Source organism: Maribacter sp. TH_r10 (assembly GCF_033101095.1).
GTDB lineage: Bacteria > Bacteroidota > Bacteroidia > Flavobacteriales > Flavobacteriaceae > Maribacter_A > Maribacter_A luteus.
This window is the reverse complement of the sequence record NZ_JAWMPY010000001.1, coordinates 851766-867977: the sequence shown is the minus strand read 5'-3', so window position 1 is coordinate 867977 and position 16212 is coordinate 851766. Positions and strand designations below refer to the sequence as shown.

General features: G+C 38.4%; 17 protein-coding genes. 9 read left to right on the top strand and 8 right to left on the bottom strand.

Going from position 1 to position 16212, the window contains the following annotated elements; genetic code table 11:
* Positions 1-109: 109 nt before the first annotated feature.
* Together R3X28_RS03560 and R3X28_RS03555 are read left to right on the top strand one after the other, a co-directional pair.
* Positions 110-1432, top strand: a complete 1323-nt coding sequence (locus tag R3X28_RS03560) for a pitrilysin family protein (protein ID WP_317662453.1) — start codon at positions 110-112, stop codon at positions 1430-1432.
* Positions 1433-1438: 6 nt separating this feature from the next.
* Positions 1439-2875, top strand: a complete 1437-nt coding sequence (locus tag R3X28_RS03555; protein ID WP_317662451.1) for a pitrilysin family protein — start codon at positions 1439-1441, stop codon at positions 2873-2875.
* A 60-nt stretch (positions 2876-2935) separates the two neighbouring features.
* On the opposite strand, the gene R3X28_RS03550 is transcribed toward R3X28_RS03555, so the two are convergent.
* Positions 2936-3841 (bottom strand): DMT family transporter, encoded by a 906-nt coding sequence (locus tag R3X28_RS03550; RefSeq protein WP_317662449.1) that lies wholly within the window; start codon positions 3839-3841, stop codon positions 2936-2938.
* A 92-nt stretch (positions 3842-3933) separates the two neighbouring features.
* Here R3X28_RS03550 and R3X28_RS03545 point away from each other — a divergent pair, with 92 nt between their 5' ends.
* The 3 genes from R3X28_RS03545 (at position 3934) to R3X28_RS03535 (ending at position 5506) form a co-directional block, all read left to right on the top strand.
* Positions 3934-4659, top strand: coding sequence for a hypothetical protein (locus tag R3X28_RS03545; protein WP_317662447.1), 726 nt, complete (start codon positions 3934-3936; stop codon positions 4657-4659).
* A 65-nt stretch (positions 4660-4724) separates the two neighbouring features.
* Positions 4725-5075 (top strand): cation transporter, encoded by a 351-nt coding sequence (locus R3X28_RS03540; RefSeq protein WP_317662444.1) that lies wholly within the window; start codon positions 4725-4727, stop codon positions 5073-5075.
* Complete coding sequence (locus R3X28_RS03535) at positions 5072-5506, top strand: hypothetical protein (protein ID WP_154363197.1); 435 nt, start codon at positions 5072-5074, stop codon at positions 5504-5506. The genes R3X28_RS03540 and R3X28_RS03535 overlap by 4 nt, the downstream gene beginning before the upstream one ends.
* A 25-nt stretch (positions 5507-5531) precedes the next feature.
* Here the strand turns inward: R3X28_RS03535 and gldD are convergent, their stop codons facing one another.
* From gldD to mutY, 4 genes are read right to left on the bottom strand one after another with little or no spacing between them, the layout of a single operon-like run.
* Positions 5532-6086, bottom strand: a complete 555-nt coding sequence (gene gldD, locus R3X28_RS03530) for a gliding motility lipoprotein GldD (RefSeq protein ID WP_154363199.1) — start codon at positions 6084-6086, stop codon at positions 5532-5534.
* Positions 6076-7404, bottom strand: a complete 1329-nt coding sequence (locus R3X28_RS03525) for a gliding motility-associated protein GldE (protein ID WP_218944417.1) — start codon at positions 7402-7404, stop codon at positions 6076-6078. Before R3X28_RS03525 ends, gldD begins: the two co-directional genes overlap by 11 nt.
* A gap of 25 nt (positions 7405-7429) precedes the next feature.
* Positions 7430-7912 carry a single-stranded DNA-binding protein gene (locus R3X28_RS03520; RefSeq protein ID WP_154363201.1) on the bottom strand — a complete coding sequence of 161 codons (483 nt, stop codon included), beginning with the start codon at positions 7910-7912 and terminating at the stop codon, positions 7430-7432.
* A 25-nt stretch (positions 7913-7937) separates the two neighbouring features.
* Positions 7938-8975 (bottom strand): A/G-specific adenine glycosylase, encoded by a 1038-nt coding sequence (mutY, locus tag R3X28_RS03515; RefSeq protein ID WP_317662438.1) that lies wholly within the window; start codon positions 8973-8975, stop codon positions 7938-7940.
* 126 nt (positions 8976-9101) lie between these two features.
* On the opposite strand from mutY, the gene R3X28_RS03510 reads away from it, so the two are divergent.
* From R3X28_RS03510 to R3X28_RS03495, 4 genes are all read left to right on the top strand, one after another.
* Positions 9102-9392 carry an HU family DNA-binding protein gene (locus tag R3X28_RS03510; protein ID WP_013306152.1) on the top strand — a complete coding sequence of 97 codons (291 nt, stop codon included), beginning with the start codon at positions 9102-9104 and terminating at the stop codon, positions 9390-9392.
* 270 nt (positions 9393-9662) lie between these two features.
* On the top strand, positions 9663-11210 hold the full coding sequence (locus R3X28_RS03505; protein WP_179955000.1) for a ribonuclease E/G: 1548 nt from the start codon (positions 9663-9665) through the stop codon (positions 11208-11210).
* Positions 11211-11403: 193 nt separating this feature from the next.
* On the top strand, positions 11404-12207 hold the full coding sequence (locus R3X28_RS03500) for a DUF3667 domain-containing protein (RefSeq protein WP_317662433.1): 804 nt from the start codon (positions 11404-11406) through the stop codon (positions 12205-12207).
* 4 nt (positions 12208-12211) lie between these two features.
* A complete protein-coding gene (locus tag R3X28_RS03495; protein ID WP_317662431.1) occupies positions 12212-12706 on the top strand; it encodes a regulatory protein RecX in 495 nt (164 codons plus the stop codon).
* A gap of 51 nt (positions 12707-12757) precedes the next feature.
* On the opposite strand, the gene R3X28_RS03490 is transcribed toward R3X28_RS03495, so the two are convergent.
* The 3 genes from R3X28_RS03490 to R3X28_RS03480 form a co-directional block, all read right to left on the bottom strand.
* Positions 12758-13252 (bottom strand): DUF6646 family protein, encoded by a 495-nt coding sequence (locus tag R3X28_RS03490; protein WP_282053698.1) that lies wholly within the window; start codon positions 13250-13252, stop codon positions 12758-12760.
* Positions 13253-13308: 56 nt separating this feature from the next.
* Complete coding sequence (locus tag R3X28_RS03485) at positions 13309-14178, bottom strand: cupin-like domain-containing protein (protein ID WP_154363208.1); 870 nt, start codon at positions 14176-14178, stop codon at positions 13309-13311.
* Positions 14179-14295: 117 nt separating this feature from the next.
* A complete protein-coding gene (locus R3X28_RS03480) occupies positions 14296-16131 on the bottom strand; it encodes a TonB-dependent receptor plug domain-containing protein (protein ID WP_317662426.1) in 1836 nt (611 codons plus the stop codon).
* Positions 16132-16212: the final 81 nt, after the last annotated feature.

The following is a 16212-nucleotide window of genomic DNA, read 5'->3' as shown; positions in this document are numbered from 1 at the left end:
ATCTTGTTAAAGACAACCGAACTCCCCTTCCATTATGCTGAATAATTTATATTAGCGTTGGCTTAAAAAAGTAAATATCCACTGACCAATAATTCAAAATCCTGTGAGAATGAAAACACCTTTGATCTCGGGCTTATTGACATTGTTCCTATTATCGGTGATCTCTGCACAAGAGGTTACCTATGAAGAGTACGACCTTGACAATGGCCTGCACGTAATTTTACACCAAGACAATAATGCCCCTGTGGTCACCACGTCGGTCATGTACCACGTAGGTGCTAAAGATGAAAATCCGGAAAAAACCGGATTCGCCCATTTTTTTGAACATTTGTTATTCGAGGGCACCCAGAATATAGAACGGGGAGAGTGGTTCAAAATAGTTTCTTCCAACGGAGGCCGAAACAACGCCAACACAACGCAAGACCGCACCTATTACTATGAGGTTTTCCCTTCAAACAATCTGGAATTAGGACTTTGGATGGAATCGGAGCGTATGATGCACCCCATCATTAATAAAATCGGGGTAGACACCCAGAGTGAAGTTGTTCAAGAAGAACGTAGAATGCGCTATGACAATTCACCTTACGGAAGATGGCGCGAACAAATGTTCATACACCTGTTCAAAAAACACCCTTATCGTTGGCAGACCATTGGCTCTTTGGAACATTTGGCAAATGCCTCATTGGAAGATTTTAAGTTGTTCAACAAAAAATATTATGTGCCCAACAATGCCGTTTTAGTTGTTGCGGGAGATATAGATCGTGAAAAGACCAAAAAAATGATCGAAGATTATTACGGTCCTATTCCTAAAGGGGAAGAAATTCAACGACAAACTTTCGTGGAGGATCCGATCACCTCAACGATCATGGCGGAGTACCATGACCCCAATATTCAAATACCGGCAATTTTACTCGGGTACAGAACCCCGGCCCAAACCAATAGGGACGCTTATGTGCTCGACATGATCTCAACGTACCTCAGTGACGGGAAAAGTTCAAAACTTTACAAAAAACTTGTCGATGATGAAAAAAAAGCATTGCAGGTATTTGCTTTCAATGGCTCACAGGAAGATTACGGAGCCTATGTGGTAGGCGCACTTCCGGTAGGTGAAACTTCTTTGGAAGATCTAAAAAGTGAAATTGATGGGGAAATCGAAAAAATAAAAACTGAATTGATTTCCGAAAAAGACTATCAAAAGCTCCAGAATAAGTTTGAGAACCAGTTCGTAAATTCAAACAGCAGTATTACAGGGATAGCCAATTCTTTGGCCAGAAACTATATGTTGTATGATGATACCAGTTTGATCAATAATGAAATAGACATTTACAGATCCATAACTAGGGAAGAAATTATGGAAGTTTCCAAAAAATACCTCAACACAAACCAAAGAGTGGAGTTAAATTACCTACCTGAAGAAGCAACAGCAAACTAATAAACAATGAAAAGATTATTTATAACATTGGTACTTGGCCTTATTGCTTTAAATGTCCAAGCCCAAATCGACAGAAGTAAAATACCCACTCCGGGTCCTGCCCCTGAAATAAATTTAAGTGAGCCTTTACACTACGAAATGAATAACGGACTCAAGGTCTTAGTGGTCGAAAATCATAAATTACCCCGCGTATCTATACAATTACTTATAGACAACCCACCGGTCATCGAAGGGGACAAGGCTGGGGTTTCCTCTTTAACGGCCGCTCTTTTAGGTCAAGGTTCCAAGTCGATTCCGAAAGATGATTTCAACGAAGAGGTAGATTTTCTTGGGGCAAGAATCAGTTTTGGATCCCAGAGCGCCTTTGCGGGTTCACTGTCCAAATACTTCCCAAGAATTTTTGAACTAATGGCAGATGCCGCTATTAACCCAAATTTTACGGAAGAGGAATTTGAAAAGGAAAAGCAAAAAATACTAACCTCCTTAAAAACAGAGGAAAAAGATGTTTCAGCAATTTCCAATCGGGTATCCAATGCCTTGGCCTACGGAACCAGCCACCCTTATGGTGAATTCGTTACCGCTGAAAGTGTGCAGAATGTTACGCTTCAGGATGTCATCCGATTTTATGAGGATTATTTTGTACCGGCAAATGCCTATTTGGTAATTATTGGTGATGTGGATTTTGAACAGGTAAAAGGCTTGGTTGAGGAATACTTTACCCCATGGACAAAAGCCGTTCCGCCATCCTTTCAATTTTCAAAACCCTCTAATGCACAATACACACAGATTAATTTTGTTGATGTGCCCAATGCCGTACAATCCGAAGTGGTTGTCGAAAATTTGGTAGACCTTAAGATGAAAGATGAGGATTATCTTGCCGCTATTCTTGCCAATAAAATACTTGGTGGTGGTGCACAGGCCCGTTTGTTCCTTAACCTTAGGGAAGACAAGGCTTATACCTATGGTTCATACTCGAGTATTGGCAATGACAAATATGCGCCTTCGACCTTTACCGCTAGTGCACAGGTACGTAATATGGTCACCGATAGCACCGTAGTTGAGATCCTAAAAGAAATTGACAAAATCGTTAAAACCCCTGTGACCGACGAAGAGCTAAAAGATGCCAAAGCCAAATATGTGGGTAATTTCGTTTTGGCATTGGAAAGACCAGAAACCATTGCCCGTTATGCTCTGAATATTGAAACCGAAGGACTTCCCAAAGATTATTACAAAACGTATTTAGAGCGATTAAATGCCGTAACCAAGGAAGATGTGCAAAAAGCCGCACAAAAATACATGAACATCGATAATGTGAGAGTCGTGGTAACGGGAAAAGGGAGTGAAGTGTTGGAGAACCTCGAAAAAGTCACCTTCAATGGCAAAAAAATTCCTGTCAAATTTTACGACAAATTCGCCAAAGCAACTGAAAAAACAAGTTATTGACCGCTATTTAGAAAAGCTAAGTACGGACAACCATCTTTATATTTTTCGATGGTCATTAATTCAATCTATTGGACCGCCATGTTTACTTGGCGGTCTTTTTTTACGGTTCACCAAATACACACCAAGCAGTATGATCAAACCTCCGAGCAATTGATATACATTGATCCGTTCCCCATCCCATACTCCCCACAGAACAGCAACAATTGGGATTACGTAGGTGACCGAAGCTGCAAAGACCGGACTTGATATATAAATTAATTTATTGAACAGGATATTAGCCATAGCTGTTCCGAGTACCGCCAAAATCACCAAAAACCACATGGCATGTTGCATTTCAATTTTCTGGCCTACTTCACTAAAAAAACCCGAATAGGCCACTATCGCCAAAGCAGGAACGAACGCAACGGCGAAACTACCCGTTGTTACGGCCAACGGACTTAAATGTCCCAAATGCCTTTTTACGATATTAATATTAAAAGCGTATCCCAAAGTTGAGAGTAAAATAAAAACCGAATACCAATAATTTTGGTCGGGGTCGAACTCCATACCTGAAACAATCAAGGCCAAAGCCCCCAACAAACCAATGAACACACCCAAAAGTTGCCTTTTGGTAATCACCAGACCAAACAACGCAATACCCACCAATGTAGTCAGCAAAGGTACCACGGAATTGAATATGGAGGTGACCCCACTATCTAGTTGGGTCTGCGCTATTGCAAACAAAAAAGGAGGAAAAAAAGAACTCAACAAACCCGCGACCAAAATCCATTTCCAATCCGTCAATGTCAATTTCCATAAGCTTCGATAACCGAAAATGAACAGAAATGAAGATGCGAAAACAATACGTAACCCTCCTAACTGAAAAGCGGAAAGCCCAAGCAATGCTTTCTTTATCAATATGAAAGAAGAGCCCCATACCAGGGAAAGTATGGTGAGATATATCCATTTTTTAATATTCTCGTTCACAAATATTTTTTTTGCAAAAGTGAAACTTTAGAATCGATTTTTGCTCGTTTTATATGTAATTTTAAACTTATATTGAATTATCAGAAAAGTAAGTGAGGAAATACAAAATAATACATCTTACAAGAAAATGGCACCGTTATCTAGGTTTGATATTGGGAATCCAATTTTTCTTTTGGACCTTGGGCGGACTCTATTTTAGCTGGACGAACATTGATGAGATCCGCGGTGATAATTTAAAGAGCGGGAACCCTATTTTAAATTTTGAAAAAGACTTAGTTTCCCCTTCTTCATTTGTTCACCATCATTTGGGCGCAAATGACTCATTGCTATCCTTAAAGGTTGTTTCTATCTTGGATAAACCGTTTTACGAAATGGTATTTAAAAGTAATGAGGGAACAAATACCAAACTCATTAATGCGATCAACGGAAAAACCAGATTGCCCTTGAATACAGATGATGCCATCAAAATCGCACGGCAAAAATTGAACGTAACGGCCGAGGTAACCCATACGGAACTTATTACCGAGACCAATACCCATCACGAGTATAGAGGAAGACCGCTACCGGCCTATGCCATAACATTCGATGCCCCGGCCAACACAACGGTTTATGTTTCCCAAGATCACGCGAACGTACAGACATTTAGAAGCCAAAAATGGCGTATTTTCGATTTTCTATGGATGATGCATACGATGGATTATCAGGAACGTGACAACCTTAATAATTGGTTGCTTCGGATATTCTCTATTTTCGGATTAATAACTATCCTTTCGGGATTTACTTTATATTTTCTAACATCCAAAAAATGGCTTCGTTGAAATATCGGCCAACAATATCGAATAAATCAATTCGGTATTATGTATTTTTGAAAAAAGATACACCAATGCGCAGCTTGTTTTTTGTACTTACTGCTATATTTCTTGTTGGCTGTACAAGCCTTAGGGACAAACAAGCAAAACAACCTCAACCTGACAGCTTAATGGCCGTAGCCGCCATTACCATAGAAGGGATGGCCTGCCAGGCCGGTTGCGCCGATGCGATACAAAAGAACTTACAACTTCTGGAGGGCATCGATTCAGCTGAGGTAAACTATGAAAATGGCGAAGCATTGGTGGTATATATTCCGACGAAAACCAATCCGGACATAATTCAAGAAACCATCACCAACACCAAGGTGAAAGACTATGTATACTTAATAAAAAATATAACAATTAATACAAAACCATTAGAATGAAAAAGTTATTAGGCATTTTGGCACTAGCAGTTATAATCGGCAATATCTCTTGCAAGGATCAAAAAAAAGAAGCTACAGAAGTATCTAGCGAACAAATGGATAAGGTCATGGCCATTCATGACGAGGTAATGCCCAAAATGAGCGTAATGGGCAAAATGGTCGGTGAATTAAGCAGTAAGGAAGATAGCACCGAAATAGGGATGCAGTACCAAGAGGCGCGAAAAGGGTTGCAAGATGCGCATAAGGCGATGATGGATTGGATGCAAGGTTTTGGAAGTAGATTCGATTCCGATGAGATCTTAAACGGGAAGGCATTGACCGAAGAAAAACAAATTTGGTTAGACGAGGAAGAAGAAAAGGTAAAGGCCCTAAGGGAACAGATAAACACCAGTATAGCCAATGCCGAAAAACTTCTAGGAAAAGAAGAGTAAAAGAACGAACAGCTATTTTTTTAGGCTATTCCCAACGAATGCTTTCCATGAACTTCTTAATGTCGTCCTGTAAATACGACGCTGCCGGATAAATGGAATCGTAATTGGGTTTGGTGTAAAAATACAGGGAGCCCGTGACAAAGTGTTCCGTACTATCGGTAACATAGAATTGGGCCTGGGATGCGGCATCACCAACAACTTCAAAGAACATACCGTATACGTTGTCCTTTTCATTCACGAAAGGGTGTGGCAAGATTCCGTCGGCCTTTGCCGAATGCTCTATGGATAACCTTTGGGCATCTGTCAAAAGTTTACCTATATCATTGTTCACATCTTTATAGGTAATGAAAAGAGACCCTTTCATGGTAGGATAATCCAAGGTCATGGCATTGCCATCCTGTTTTTTCAAAATACTGATCTGGTTCTTCAAGAATTTGAAATGGTCCGTTTCAATCACGGAGTAATCCGTTATGGGATACTCCAATCGCAACTTGGCCTTAGGTTTGGGAATCACCTCTTCCTGGCAGCTTTCGAAAATCAACATAGAAAACAATACAAAAAGAATACTCTTAATTCTCATTTGGCAAGATCACTTTTATTTGTTTCAATCTTTTTTTGTCAAGACTCTCAACAACGAATCCATAATTTTTAAATACTATTTTTTCACCTTTTTTAGGAAACGCCCCGGCTATTTCAAGAACAAAACCGGCTATGGTCTCAGATTCCCCTTTTTGTTCCTCAAAGATATCTTCATCTTCAATCTTTACTACCCTATAAAAGTCTTTCAGGGCCGTTTTTCCATCGAACACGTAATTATAATCATCCAATTTGGAATACACCAAATCCTCATCATCGAACTCATCACTGATATCACCTACGATTTCCTCGATAATATCCTCGAGTGTAACGATTCCAGAGGTACCACCATATTCATCGACCACAACCGCCAAATGGTTTTTCTTTTCTTGAAATTCCAATAAAAGATCATCCAATTTCTTGTTCTCAGGAACAAAATAAGGGTCTCTAATAAGCGATATCCAATTGAACGACTTACGATCTATATAAGGCAAAAGATCTTTAACATAGAGCACTCCTAGGACATTATCCATATTTTCGGAAAAGACCGGTATCCTGGAATATCCCTGTTTTTTAATCTCACTAAGCACATCGGGAAATTTCATATCCTCGCTCAATGCGAACAAATCGATCCGTGGCCGCATTACCTGTTTGGTATCCGTATTACCGAATGAGACGATACCTTCCAACAACCTTTGCTCTTCTTTCGTGGTATCCCCTTCTGATGTCAGTTCCAAAGCTTGGGACAAATGATCTACACTTAGACTGGATTTATGGGTACCCAATTTATTGTTCAGGTATATGGTAGATGACCGCATGGGCAAACTCAAAGGAGAAAAAATGAAGTCGAGCACTTTAAGGGGATAAGCCATAAAATGGGAAAAACTGATCCTGTTCCTATTTGCATAGACTTTAGGCAAAATTTCCCCGAACATCAATATCAAAAAGGTGGCAACCACGACTTCCAACAGAAAGCGAACCGAAATAAAATTGAATAGCAGATAGTTTATATTCGAAAAAAGGGTGTCCCCTATTATATTGAATACAAGAACAACCCCGATATTGATGGCATTGTTGGTGATCAATATGGTCGCCAATAATTTTTTGGGACGCTCCAATAATTTTACGATGATATTCCCTTTTGCTGTCTTTTTCTCTTCAATGGTGTTGACATCAGTTGGCGAAAGACCGAAAAAAGCCACCTCGGCACCTGAAATAAGGGCCGAACAAAACAATAGGATAATAAGTATGGTTATATTGAGTACAAACGCACCCTCCATAGCTATAGCGTTCAGGGAAAAACTAAGGGGTTCAGGGTCCAACAGTCAAATTTTAGGTTTTATAGAGTTAAAATGGCAAATCATCATCATCTTCAGGTGCAACTGAAGCCGTAGGTTCGGCAGCTTTGGTCGGTGCCTGATTTTGAACTGGCTGTGATGCCTGCGCAGGTTGTGATGGTTGACCAGTTGCTTGTGCATTCGCCATACTTTCCTTTTTGGTACTTAGGAACGTGAAATCCTGTACATGCACCTCGGTGGTATAACGTGTATTACCATCCTCACCTTGCCATTGTCGGTTCTTTAAACGCCCTTCAACGTAAATCTTATCTCCTTTACTAAGATACTTTTCACAAATTTCAGCGGCCTTGTTACGTATAACGATATTATGCCAATCCGTATTGGTTACCCGTTCACCGGTCTGTTTATTGGTATAGGTCTCGTTGGTCGCAATAGGAAACCTTCCTATACACCCACCACCTTCAAAATAGTGCATTTTCACTTCGTCTCCCAAATGCCCGATAAGCATTACCTTATTCAATGTTCCGCTCATAATTTTTATCTAATGCCCAAAAGTACTAAATTTTAAATGTTTTAATAAAATCAGCTATCAAAACCGGTACGGGATAATCCTTCAGTTCGTTAAACCCCACTCCTTCTTTTAAGAATGTATCGGTCTTTATAATCCAAAATTTAGTGTATAAATGTTGGTGCGACAACTTATGTACGATGTTTTCCGAATTAAATGAATAGATTTCAGGTGTTTCACCAATGGTCAACACCTTATTAAACGAGCGCTCCAGTTCATGTACATCCATATCCTCCTTGGACTCCAATAAAGGAAATTCCCATAGGTTTTGCCAAATACCCTTCCCTTTTCGCTGTTGCAACAAGGTGCGGTTCTTGGGGTCTACAACAACAAGGTAGTTGAAATATCTATTCCTGACCTTGGTCTTGTTTATTTTTTTGGGGAACTCACCTATCTGGTTTCTTTTTAGAGCCAGACAAGCATCGTTCAAGGGGCAGCCCGTACAATCGGGATTTTTTGGAGCACATTGAATGGCACCGAATTCCATTATAGCCTGATTGTAATCCCTTATTTGTTCGGTATTCATGACCTTTCTCGCCAATTCCTTAAAATAACGGGTACCTTTAGAACTGTTTATCGGAATATCAACACCATAATAACGAGCCAACACCCTGTAAACATTGCCATCTACGACAGGTTCCGGAATATCGAAACATATAGAAGCAATGGCACTGGCCGTATAATCCCCAACACCTTTCAGCTTCAAAAGCCCTTTGTATGTCTTGGGAAATTCTCCTTTATATTCTTTAACGACGATTTTTGCGGTGGCATGAAGGTTCCTGGCCCGTGAATAATATCCTAGCCCTTGCCATAATTTAAGCACCTCATTTTCTTGGGCATTTGCCAAGTCCCAAACCGTTGGATACCGCTCGATAAACCTCTCATAATAAGGTAATCCTTGCGCCACTCTTGTTTGTTGCAGAATAATTTCTGAAAGCCAGATTCTATATGGGTCCTTGGTTTTTCTCCAAGGTAGGTTTCTCTTATTTTTTTGATACCAAAGAAGAATTTTAAGGGAAAAAATCATACACATCAATACTATATGATAAAAGTAGTTGTTTATATACTTAAAATTAGTTGATTAGGGCAAAAGAATGAATTTAATTTATATATTTGCAAGCCGAAAAAATATACAGATAATATAATTGACAAAATGACGAAAGCGGAAATTGTATCGAAAATCTCAGACAAACTGGGAATCGAAAAAGGAGATGTTCAGGCGACTGTTGAATCCTTCATGGAAGAGGTAAAGACTTCATTGGAAAGTGGAGATAATGTTTACCTAAGAGGATTCGGTAGTTTTATTATAAAGACCAGAGCGGAAAAAACTGGTAGGAACATTTCTAAAAACACTACTATTAAAATACCGGCCCATAACATTCCGGCGTTTAAACCTGCCAAGGTTTTCGTAGAAGGTGTTAAAAGTAACGTACAAGTAAAATAAACTAAAATAATAATCTTTAAACAAGAACTTTATGCCGAGTGGTAAGAAAAGAAAGAGACATAAGGTAGCTACACACAAGCGCAAGAAGCGTAGAAGAGCTAACCGACACAAGAAAAAGTAGTTGTTCTCAACTACTTTTTCGTTTAATACGTTCATTGACATAGAAATTCTAAAAAGAATTTCGACGGGTTTATACAACCTGTGACTACTATTGTTTAATCTATTTGTTCACCGCATTATTCGCGGTATAACAGATATAAATAAAATCAGGTGAATAGAGAATTAATCGTACGATCTAGTTCCAACGCCGTCGATTTTGCCTTACTAAAAGAAGGAAAACTCACAGAGTTACACAAAGAGGAAGACAATAACGATTTTTCTGTTGGCGATATATTTTTGGCCAAAGTCAGGAAGCCCGTTACCGGTCTTAACGCAGCCTTTGTTAATGTAGGTTATGAAAAAGATGCTTTTCTGCATTATCATGACCTTGGGCCGCAATTATCCACGATGTTGAAATTCATAAAACAAGTGAGTACCGGGAAGCTCAAGGATTATTCCTTGAAAGACTTTCCGTTGGAAAAAGATATTGATAAACATGGCAGCATAAATGATGTCATAAAATCAAACCAATCCTTATTAGTACAGATTGTTAAAGAACCCATTTCCACCAAAGGACCTAGAATCAGCTCCGAGCTTTCGTTAGCCGGCCGCTATTTGGTCATGGTGCCTTTTTCCGAACGTGTTTCGGTCTCTCAAAAGATTGAAAGCAAAGAAGAAAAAGATAGGTTGAAAAGGCTTGTTAAGAGCATTAAACCAAAAGGATTTGGAGTTATCATCAGAACAGTCGCCGAAGGTAAAAAAGTCGCCGAACTGGACAAGGATCTAGAAAACTTGCTGAACAAATGGTCAGCAATGTGTAAAAAATTGTATAAAGCACCGACACCATCCAAAGTATTGGTAGAACTCAATAGGGCATCAAGTATCTTAAGGGACGTTTTCAACGATTCCTTTACAGGTATACATGTAGATGACCAGACGCTTTATAACCAGGTCCATGATTATGTACAAGAAATTGCTCCAGGCAAGGAATCTATGGTCAAGCTTTACAGCTCAACCGTTCCTATATTCGAAAAATTCGGAATAGAAAGACAAATAAAAACTTCTTTCGGCCGCACGGCCACAATGAGCAAAGGAGCCTATTTGATCATAGAACATACCGAAGCATTGCACGTCATAGACGTTAACAGTGGTAACCGATCCAATAAAGCAAAAAATCAAGAAGATACCGCTTTAGAGGTTAACATGCTGGCCGCTTCAGAGATAGCAAGACAATTACGCCTTCGCGATATGGGAGGAATTATCGTTATCGACTTCATAGATATGGTAAAAGCACCCCATAGAAGAAAGCTTTTTGATCATCTTCGTGATGAAATGAAAGATGATCGGGCCAAGCACAAAATATTGCCGCCCAGTAAATTTGGTCTTGTACAGATCACCAGACAACGGGTACGTCCCGAAATGAATATTAAAACAACGGAAGTGGACCCCAATAGAGCGGGTCAAGAAGTAGAAGCTCCGATTGTTTTAATAGACAAAATAAACGTAGACCTAGAAAAACTTTTGAAAGGCCCTAAAAAGGACAGTAAGATCACTTTGAACATACATCCTTTTATTGCGGCTTACCTTACTAAAGGTTTTCCATCAATCCGTACTAAATGGTTTTTGGAGCATAAGAAATGGATCAAGATCCAGCCTAGGGATGCTTATACGTATCTAGAATTCCGTTTTAAGGATAAGAACGGCAAAACAATATATTAGTGCAACCCCGTTTTTCCATATACATGATATGCGGAAAAACAAATGGCAGCACTAACCCTGACGATAAATGACAGGGTCTTTAGACAGAAATAACCTAAAGATTTAAATTTTAAAGCGACTTCGGCAACGGAGTCGCTTTTTTTGTTTGTGAATAACCCCTTATTTAATATATTGATACCAAATTACCAACCAAATGAACTGTAAAAACTGTAAATGCGTTATTAAAGAAACTTCCAAATTCTGTAATAGTTGTGGCGCTAAAGTTGTAACAGAAAGAATCTCGATAAAGAATTTGTGGACCGATGTTAGCCAAAACATCTTTGGTTGGGATAATAAATTTTTTTTTACCATTAAATCCTTGGTCTTAAAACCAGGAATCTTATTGAGGGAATATTTTGATGGGACTCGAAAAAAATATGTAAATCCTTTCACTTTTTTGGCCATAGGAATGGCTATTAACTTATTTGTTTTCAACGCTTATGACGAAGAGTTTTTATCTGTAATGAGTGATTTCAATAAAATACAAATTGATTGGATGGCTGATACGTTAGGCGGCCCTTATGCTGAACCTGACTTTCAAAGTCAACAAATGGATCAATCTGATCATGTTTCGAAAATAATGCTAAAGTATTTTAACTTATTTGTAATTGCTTTAATGCCATGCTATACATTATTGGCGTTCTTGGTTTATAGAAAACCATTTAATTATGGAGAACATTTAGTAGTAAATTGCTATATACAAGGTTTCAGTTTTTTGACCACTACTCTCGTTTTCTTTATAAGTTTATGCTTCTATCCGGGATTATATCTTTTAATATACCCTTTATTGATCCTATATTATACTTATGTTTATGGGAGATTGTACAAGCTTTCCATAGGCCAATCAATATTAAAAATCATCATATTCCTGGCTTTACTTTTCGCAGCTTTCATTATTTTAGTAATTCTTTCCTTAATCATTGGATTTGCTTTTTCGTTCCTAATGTCTAAATTTTAACTTTTTGATATCATCAAATAACTTGTTCAAAAAAACAGATTCATATACATTATCAGAAGCGACCAAAAAACTGGAACGCTATTGTGCCTATCAGGAACGTTGTCATAAAGATGTGACCTCAAAACTTAAGGAGATGCGCATGATCCCGGAGGCCATAGATCAAATTATAACCCATTTGATCCAAGAGAATTATTTGAACGAGGAACGCTTTGCCCAAAGCTTTGCAAGAGGCAAGTTCAACATAAAGAAATGGGGCAGGAATAGAATCGTGAACGAGTTGAAACAACGACATATTTCCAGTTACAATATCAAATCCGCCTTAGCGGAAATCGATGACGCCCTGTATTTGGAAACCTTGGACAACCTTGCCAAAAAAAGAGTAGATTCTCTAAAAGAAACCGATATTCAAAAACGAAGACGCAAACTGGCCGATTACCTACTTTACCGCGGTTGGGAAAGTCATTTGGTGTATGAAAAAATCACTGAACTAATCAAATAAAAAAGGGACGAATGCCAAAACATTCGTCCCTTTTTAATCTTTAAAACCTTTTTATAGGTTAAAAGTAGCCCCAATACTAAACACAAATTGATTGTGTAATTCTTCCGCTAAAGTTAAATCGTCCGATTTATATTTTGCGAATGGCACTGATGCCTCTGCGAACAAACCAAAACCATCACTAAAGAAATAACGGGTACCTAAGTGCCCTCCAAAATTCTTTAATCCTAAGTTCAGACCTGGATAAACATCAACATTGCTTGGTAATTGCATTACGCTACCAAGGTTTGCATTGAATCTTACTTTTAGGTCGAATCTATTGCCAAAATCGGCATCAATAGCTTCCTCAACGCCCAAAATATAGGACGATGTTGCGCCAATTGAGAAGTTTTCACCCATTCCGTAATCATAAGTTACCACGATTCCGGTACCGTTTTCTTGAAAGTTGGCCCCGATTTGAAATTTAGTGTCATCCTTTCCTTCAAATGCTTGTGCATTTACAAAAGAAACACCCAAAATCATAGCTATAACAACTATTGCTTTTTTCATTTTTAATAATCTTAATGGTTAATGTATAAATTTTTGAGCGGCAAATATATCCAATCTTATTTGATTGCACCATGCACATTCCTATTTGTTCGCTGAACGGCCTGTTGGTTCTTCCAATCAATCCATTTTTGCCCTTGGATTTTACGCATGATCCCATCATAACTTCGCATTACTATTACGTTGTAAAAGGCAGAGAATAGATTCTTGGGATTCTTGGCAATAGAACGTAAACTCATTGAAAAACCAGGGGTCACATACCGCATATAATGCCAGTAACCTTCTGGAATATACAAAAGCTCCCCATGGTTCAAATGGGTCTTATAACCATTTGCCTGTTTTAAGGCCGGCCATTTCGTAAAATCAGGATTCGCAAAATCTATACTTTCATGGGTAATTAAGGAATGTGGGACTTTATATAGGTATTTACTTTCCGATTGTGGAAATAAAATGCATTCTTTCTTACCCTCGAAATGAAAATGGAAAATATTGGCCAGATCAATATCAAAATGCATAAATGTATATGAATCCCGGCCACCAAAGAAAAGCATGGGTAAGGTTCTCATTAATCGAAGTCCAAAATCGGGATAGGTAAAATCCTCTTGCAATCGTGGAACTTCCTTCAAGATATTCCAAAGGAAAATACGGTACTTGGTAGGCTCTTTTTGAAGTAGATCTATGTAATCGGACATCTTCATCTTGGCATGGGGCTCATTAAACCCATCCTCGTGATGCACGGGTCGATCATCGTACAAAGGAACTTCCTTTTCCCCAGCAACCTTTCGCATATATTCCAAATCCCATTTGGAATAGGCTGGCCAATCCTCGATGAACCGTTCAATAACAACCGGTTTTTGCGGTTTATAATACGATTTTATAAACGCTTCTTTGGTAATGGTCTTTACCCGAGGTATTTCGTTTAAGTTCAAGTTAAATTGGGTTGAATTATCCCACAAATGTATGAAATCTCTTAAAATAGGTCTTCAAAAAACCTTTTAGAAATCACATCGTGACCATGACCCTTAAAAGTAAATAAACCATTATCGTTATTTAAAACTGTAACGCAATCCAAACAACACATTACTTGGTGGCATTGGTGTAAAGCCAGACTCAATATATTCGGCATCAAAAATATTGCTTGCGGTTATTGAGAATTCAACTTGTTTCAATTGCAATAAAATAGAAGCATCCCAAACATTGTAAGTTTGCCCAGTAGTACGCTCGGCGTATTTGTAAACGATATTCTGACGTACATTTTTAAATAATTGCGTACTTAACCGGGTTGTAAAATGATGTTTCAACGTATTTAATGAGTAACGGGATAATTCTTCGTTTTGGTCTAAAATATTGTCATCTAAAAAAGCATAACCGATTGCCAAGGTTTGATTGAAGTTACTGAACTCAAAATTATAAGCAGCATCAAATTCAAATCCTTTCGTATTGACCTCGGTGATGTTGGTTGCCGTAAATGTTTCGACATCTGTATTTGGTCTTATATAATCGATAAGATTTGTGGCATCCCTATTAAAAACCGAAATACTTGCCGCAATTTTAGGTGCAACATATTTAATTCCCAATTCTTGTGCTAAAGCTTCTTCGGGTTCTAAATCCGGATTGCCAGCACTTCCTCCTCCGTTATAATACAAATCAGTATAAGTCGGAATTCTATAGGTATAACCAATGTTTCCATAAACCTTAAGTTTGTTGGTAATATCAAAACCAATATCCAGACCGGGAAAGGCATTGAATTTAAAATCCGAATAATAGGTCATAGCGACCCCAGGCGTAATATCTAAACGACTGTCCGCCAATTGAAATCTATGTTCTAAAAACAAGGTGGTCATAAAACGATTACGTTGGCCTAAATTATTGCTTCGCAGATACACTTTTGACATATCGATACCAAATCCCGTAATTCCTAATTTAGAGGTATAAGCGGCATTGGCTTCAGCACCGATTTTATTTGAAATATGGAAATTCCTGAAAAAATCAGGGTCATCCCGTTGTAATAAGAACATATCTTGATTCCGTTTCCAATAGATCCGTGGTTGGATTTTCAGTTTTTCGGACATAAAAGTGGTCGTTAATGCGACTAAGCTATTTTGAGTCTCTTCATACTCATTAAAACCCCAGCTACTAGGCGTGTAGAAATTCTCGGCACCGAATTTTTTATCAAAGAAAGTCGCTATCATTTCAATAGGTTGTGCATTTTTATTGAAAACACTTTTTAAGAAATAATTTGAATTGTCGTAATCCGAATTGTTTCTATAACCTTCAGAAGTCATTTTCCCGGCATGGAAAATATGTGTTGAATTCCCTAATTCGGACCCAACGGTTACAGAACCATTAAGCTGACCAAAAGAACCGGCTTCAAGATTTGCAGTAACGGAATTATCCAAATTGGATTTGGTGACGATATTAATAGCTCCCGTAAAAGCATTTTGCCCAAAAACCCTGGCTGCAGGACCTTTTATAATTTCTATACGCTCAATAACTTCAAGTGGTAAGGAAGCATTCATGGTATGGTGCCCTGTTTGGGCATCGTCCATTTTAATACCATCTATTAATAAAAGGGTTTGGTCAAAACCACCACCTCTAATGAATAAATCGGCCTGACTTCCGCCAGTACCCCGTCTTCTAATATCAACACCGGCAACTTGCTGTAATAAATCCGCAATGGTAACGGCAGAACTATTTTCAATATCTGTCGCCGAAACGATATTTATGGTCCTGGAATTTTCTTTGAAAGGAAGATCAATTCGATTTGAAGTAACCACGACTTCACTCAAGGAATCGATTTTCATCATGGACTCTTCTTGTTGAGCATGTAATCGAAAGGCGCAGATCAATAAAAATGTATATAATAAGATTGAATTTTTCATCTTCTTGTGTTTTGCAATGGTCGTTATTGCATCATTTAATTTTATTCTGCAAAAGTCGTAATTTTCCGGACGATTAAACTA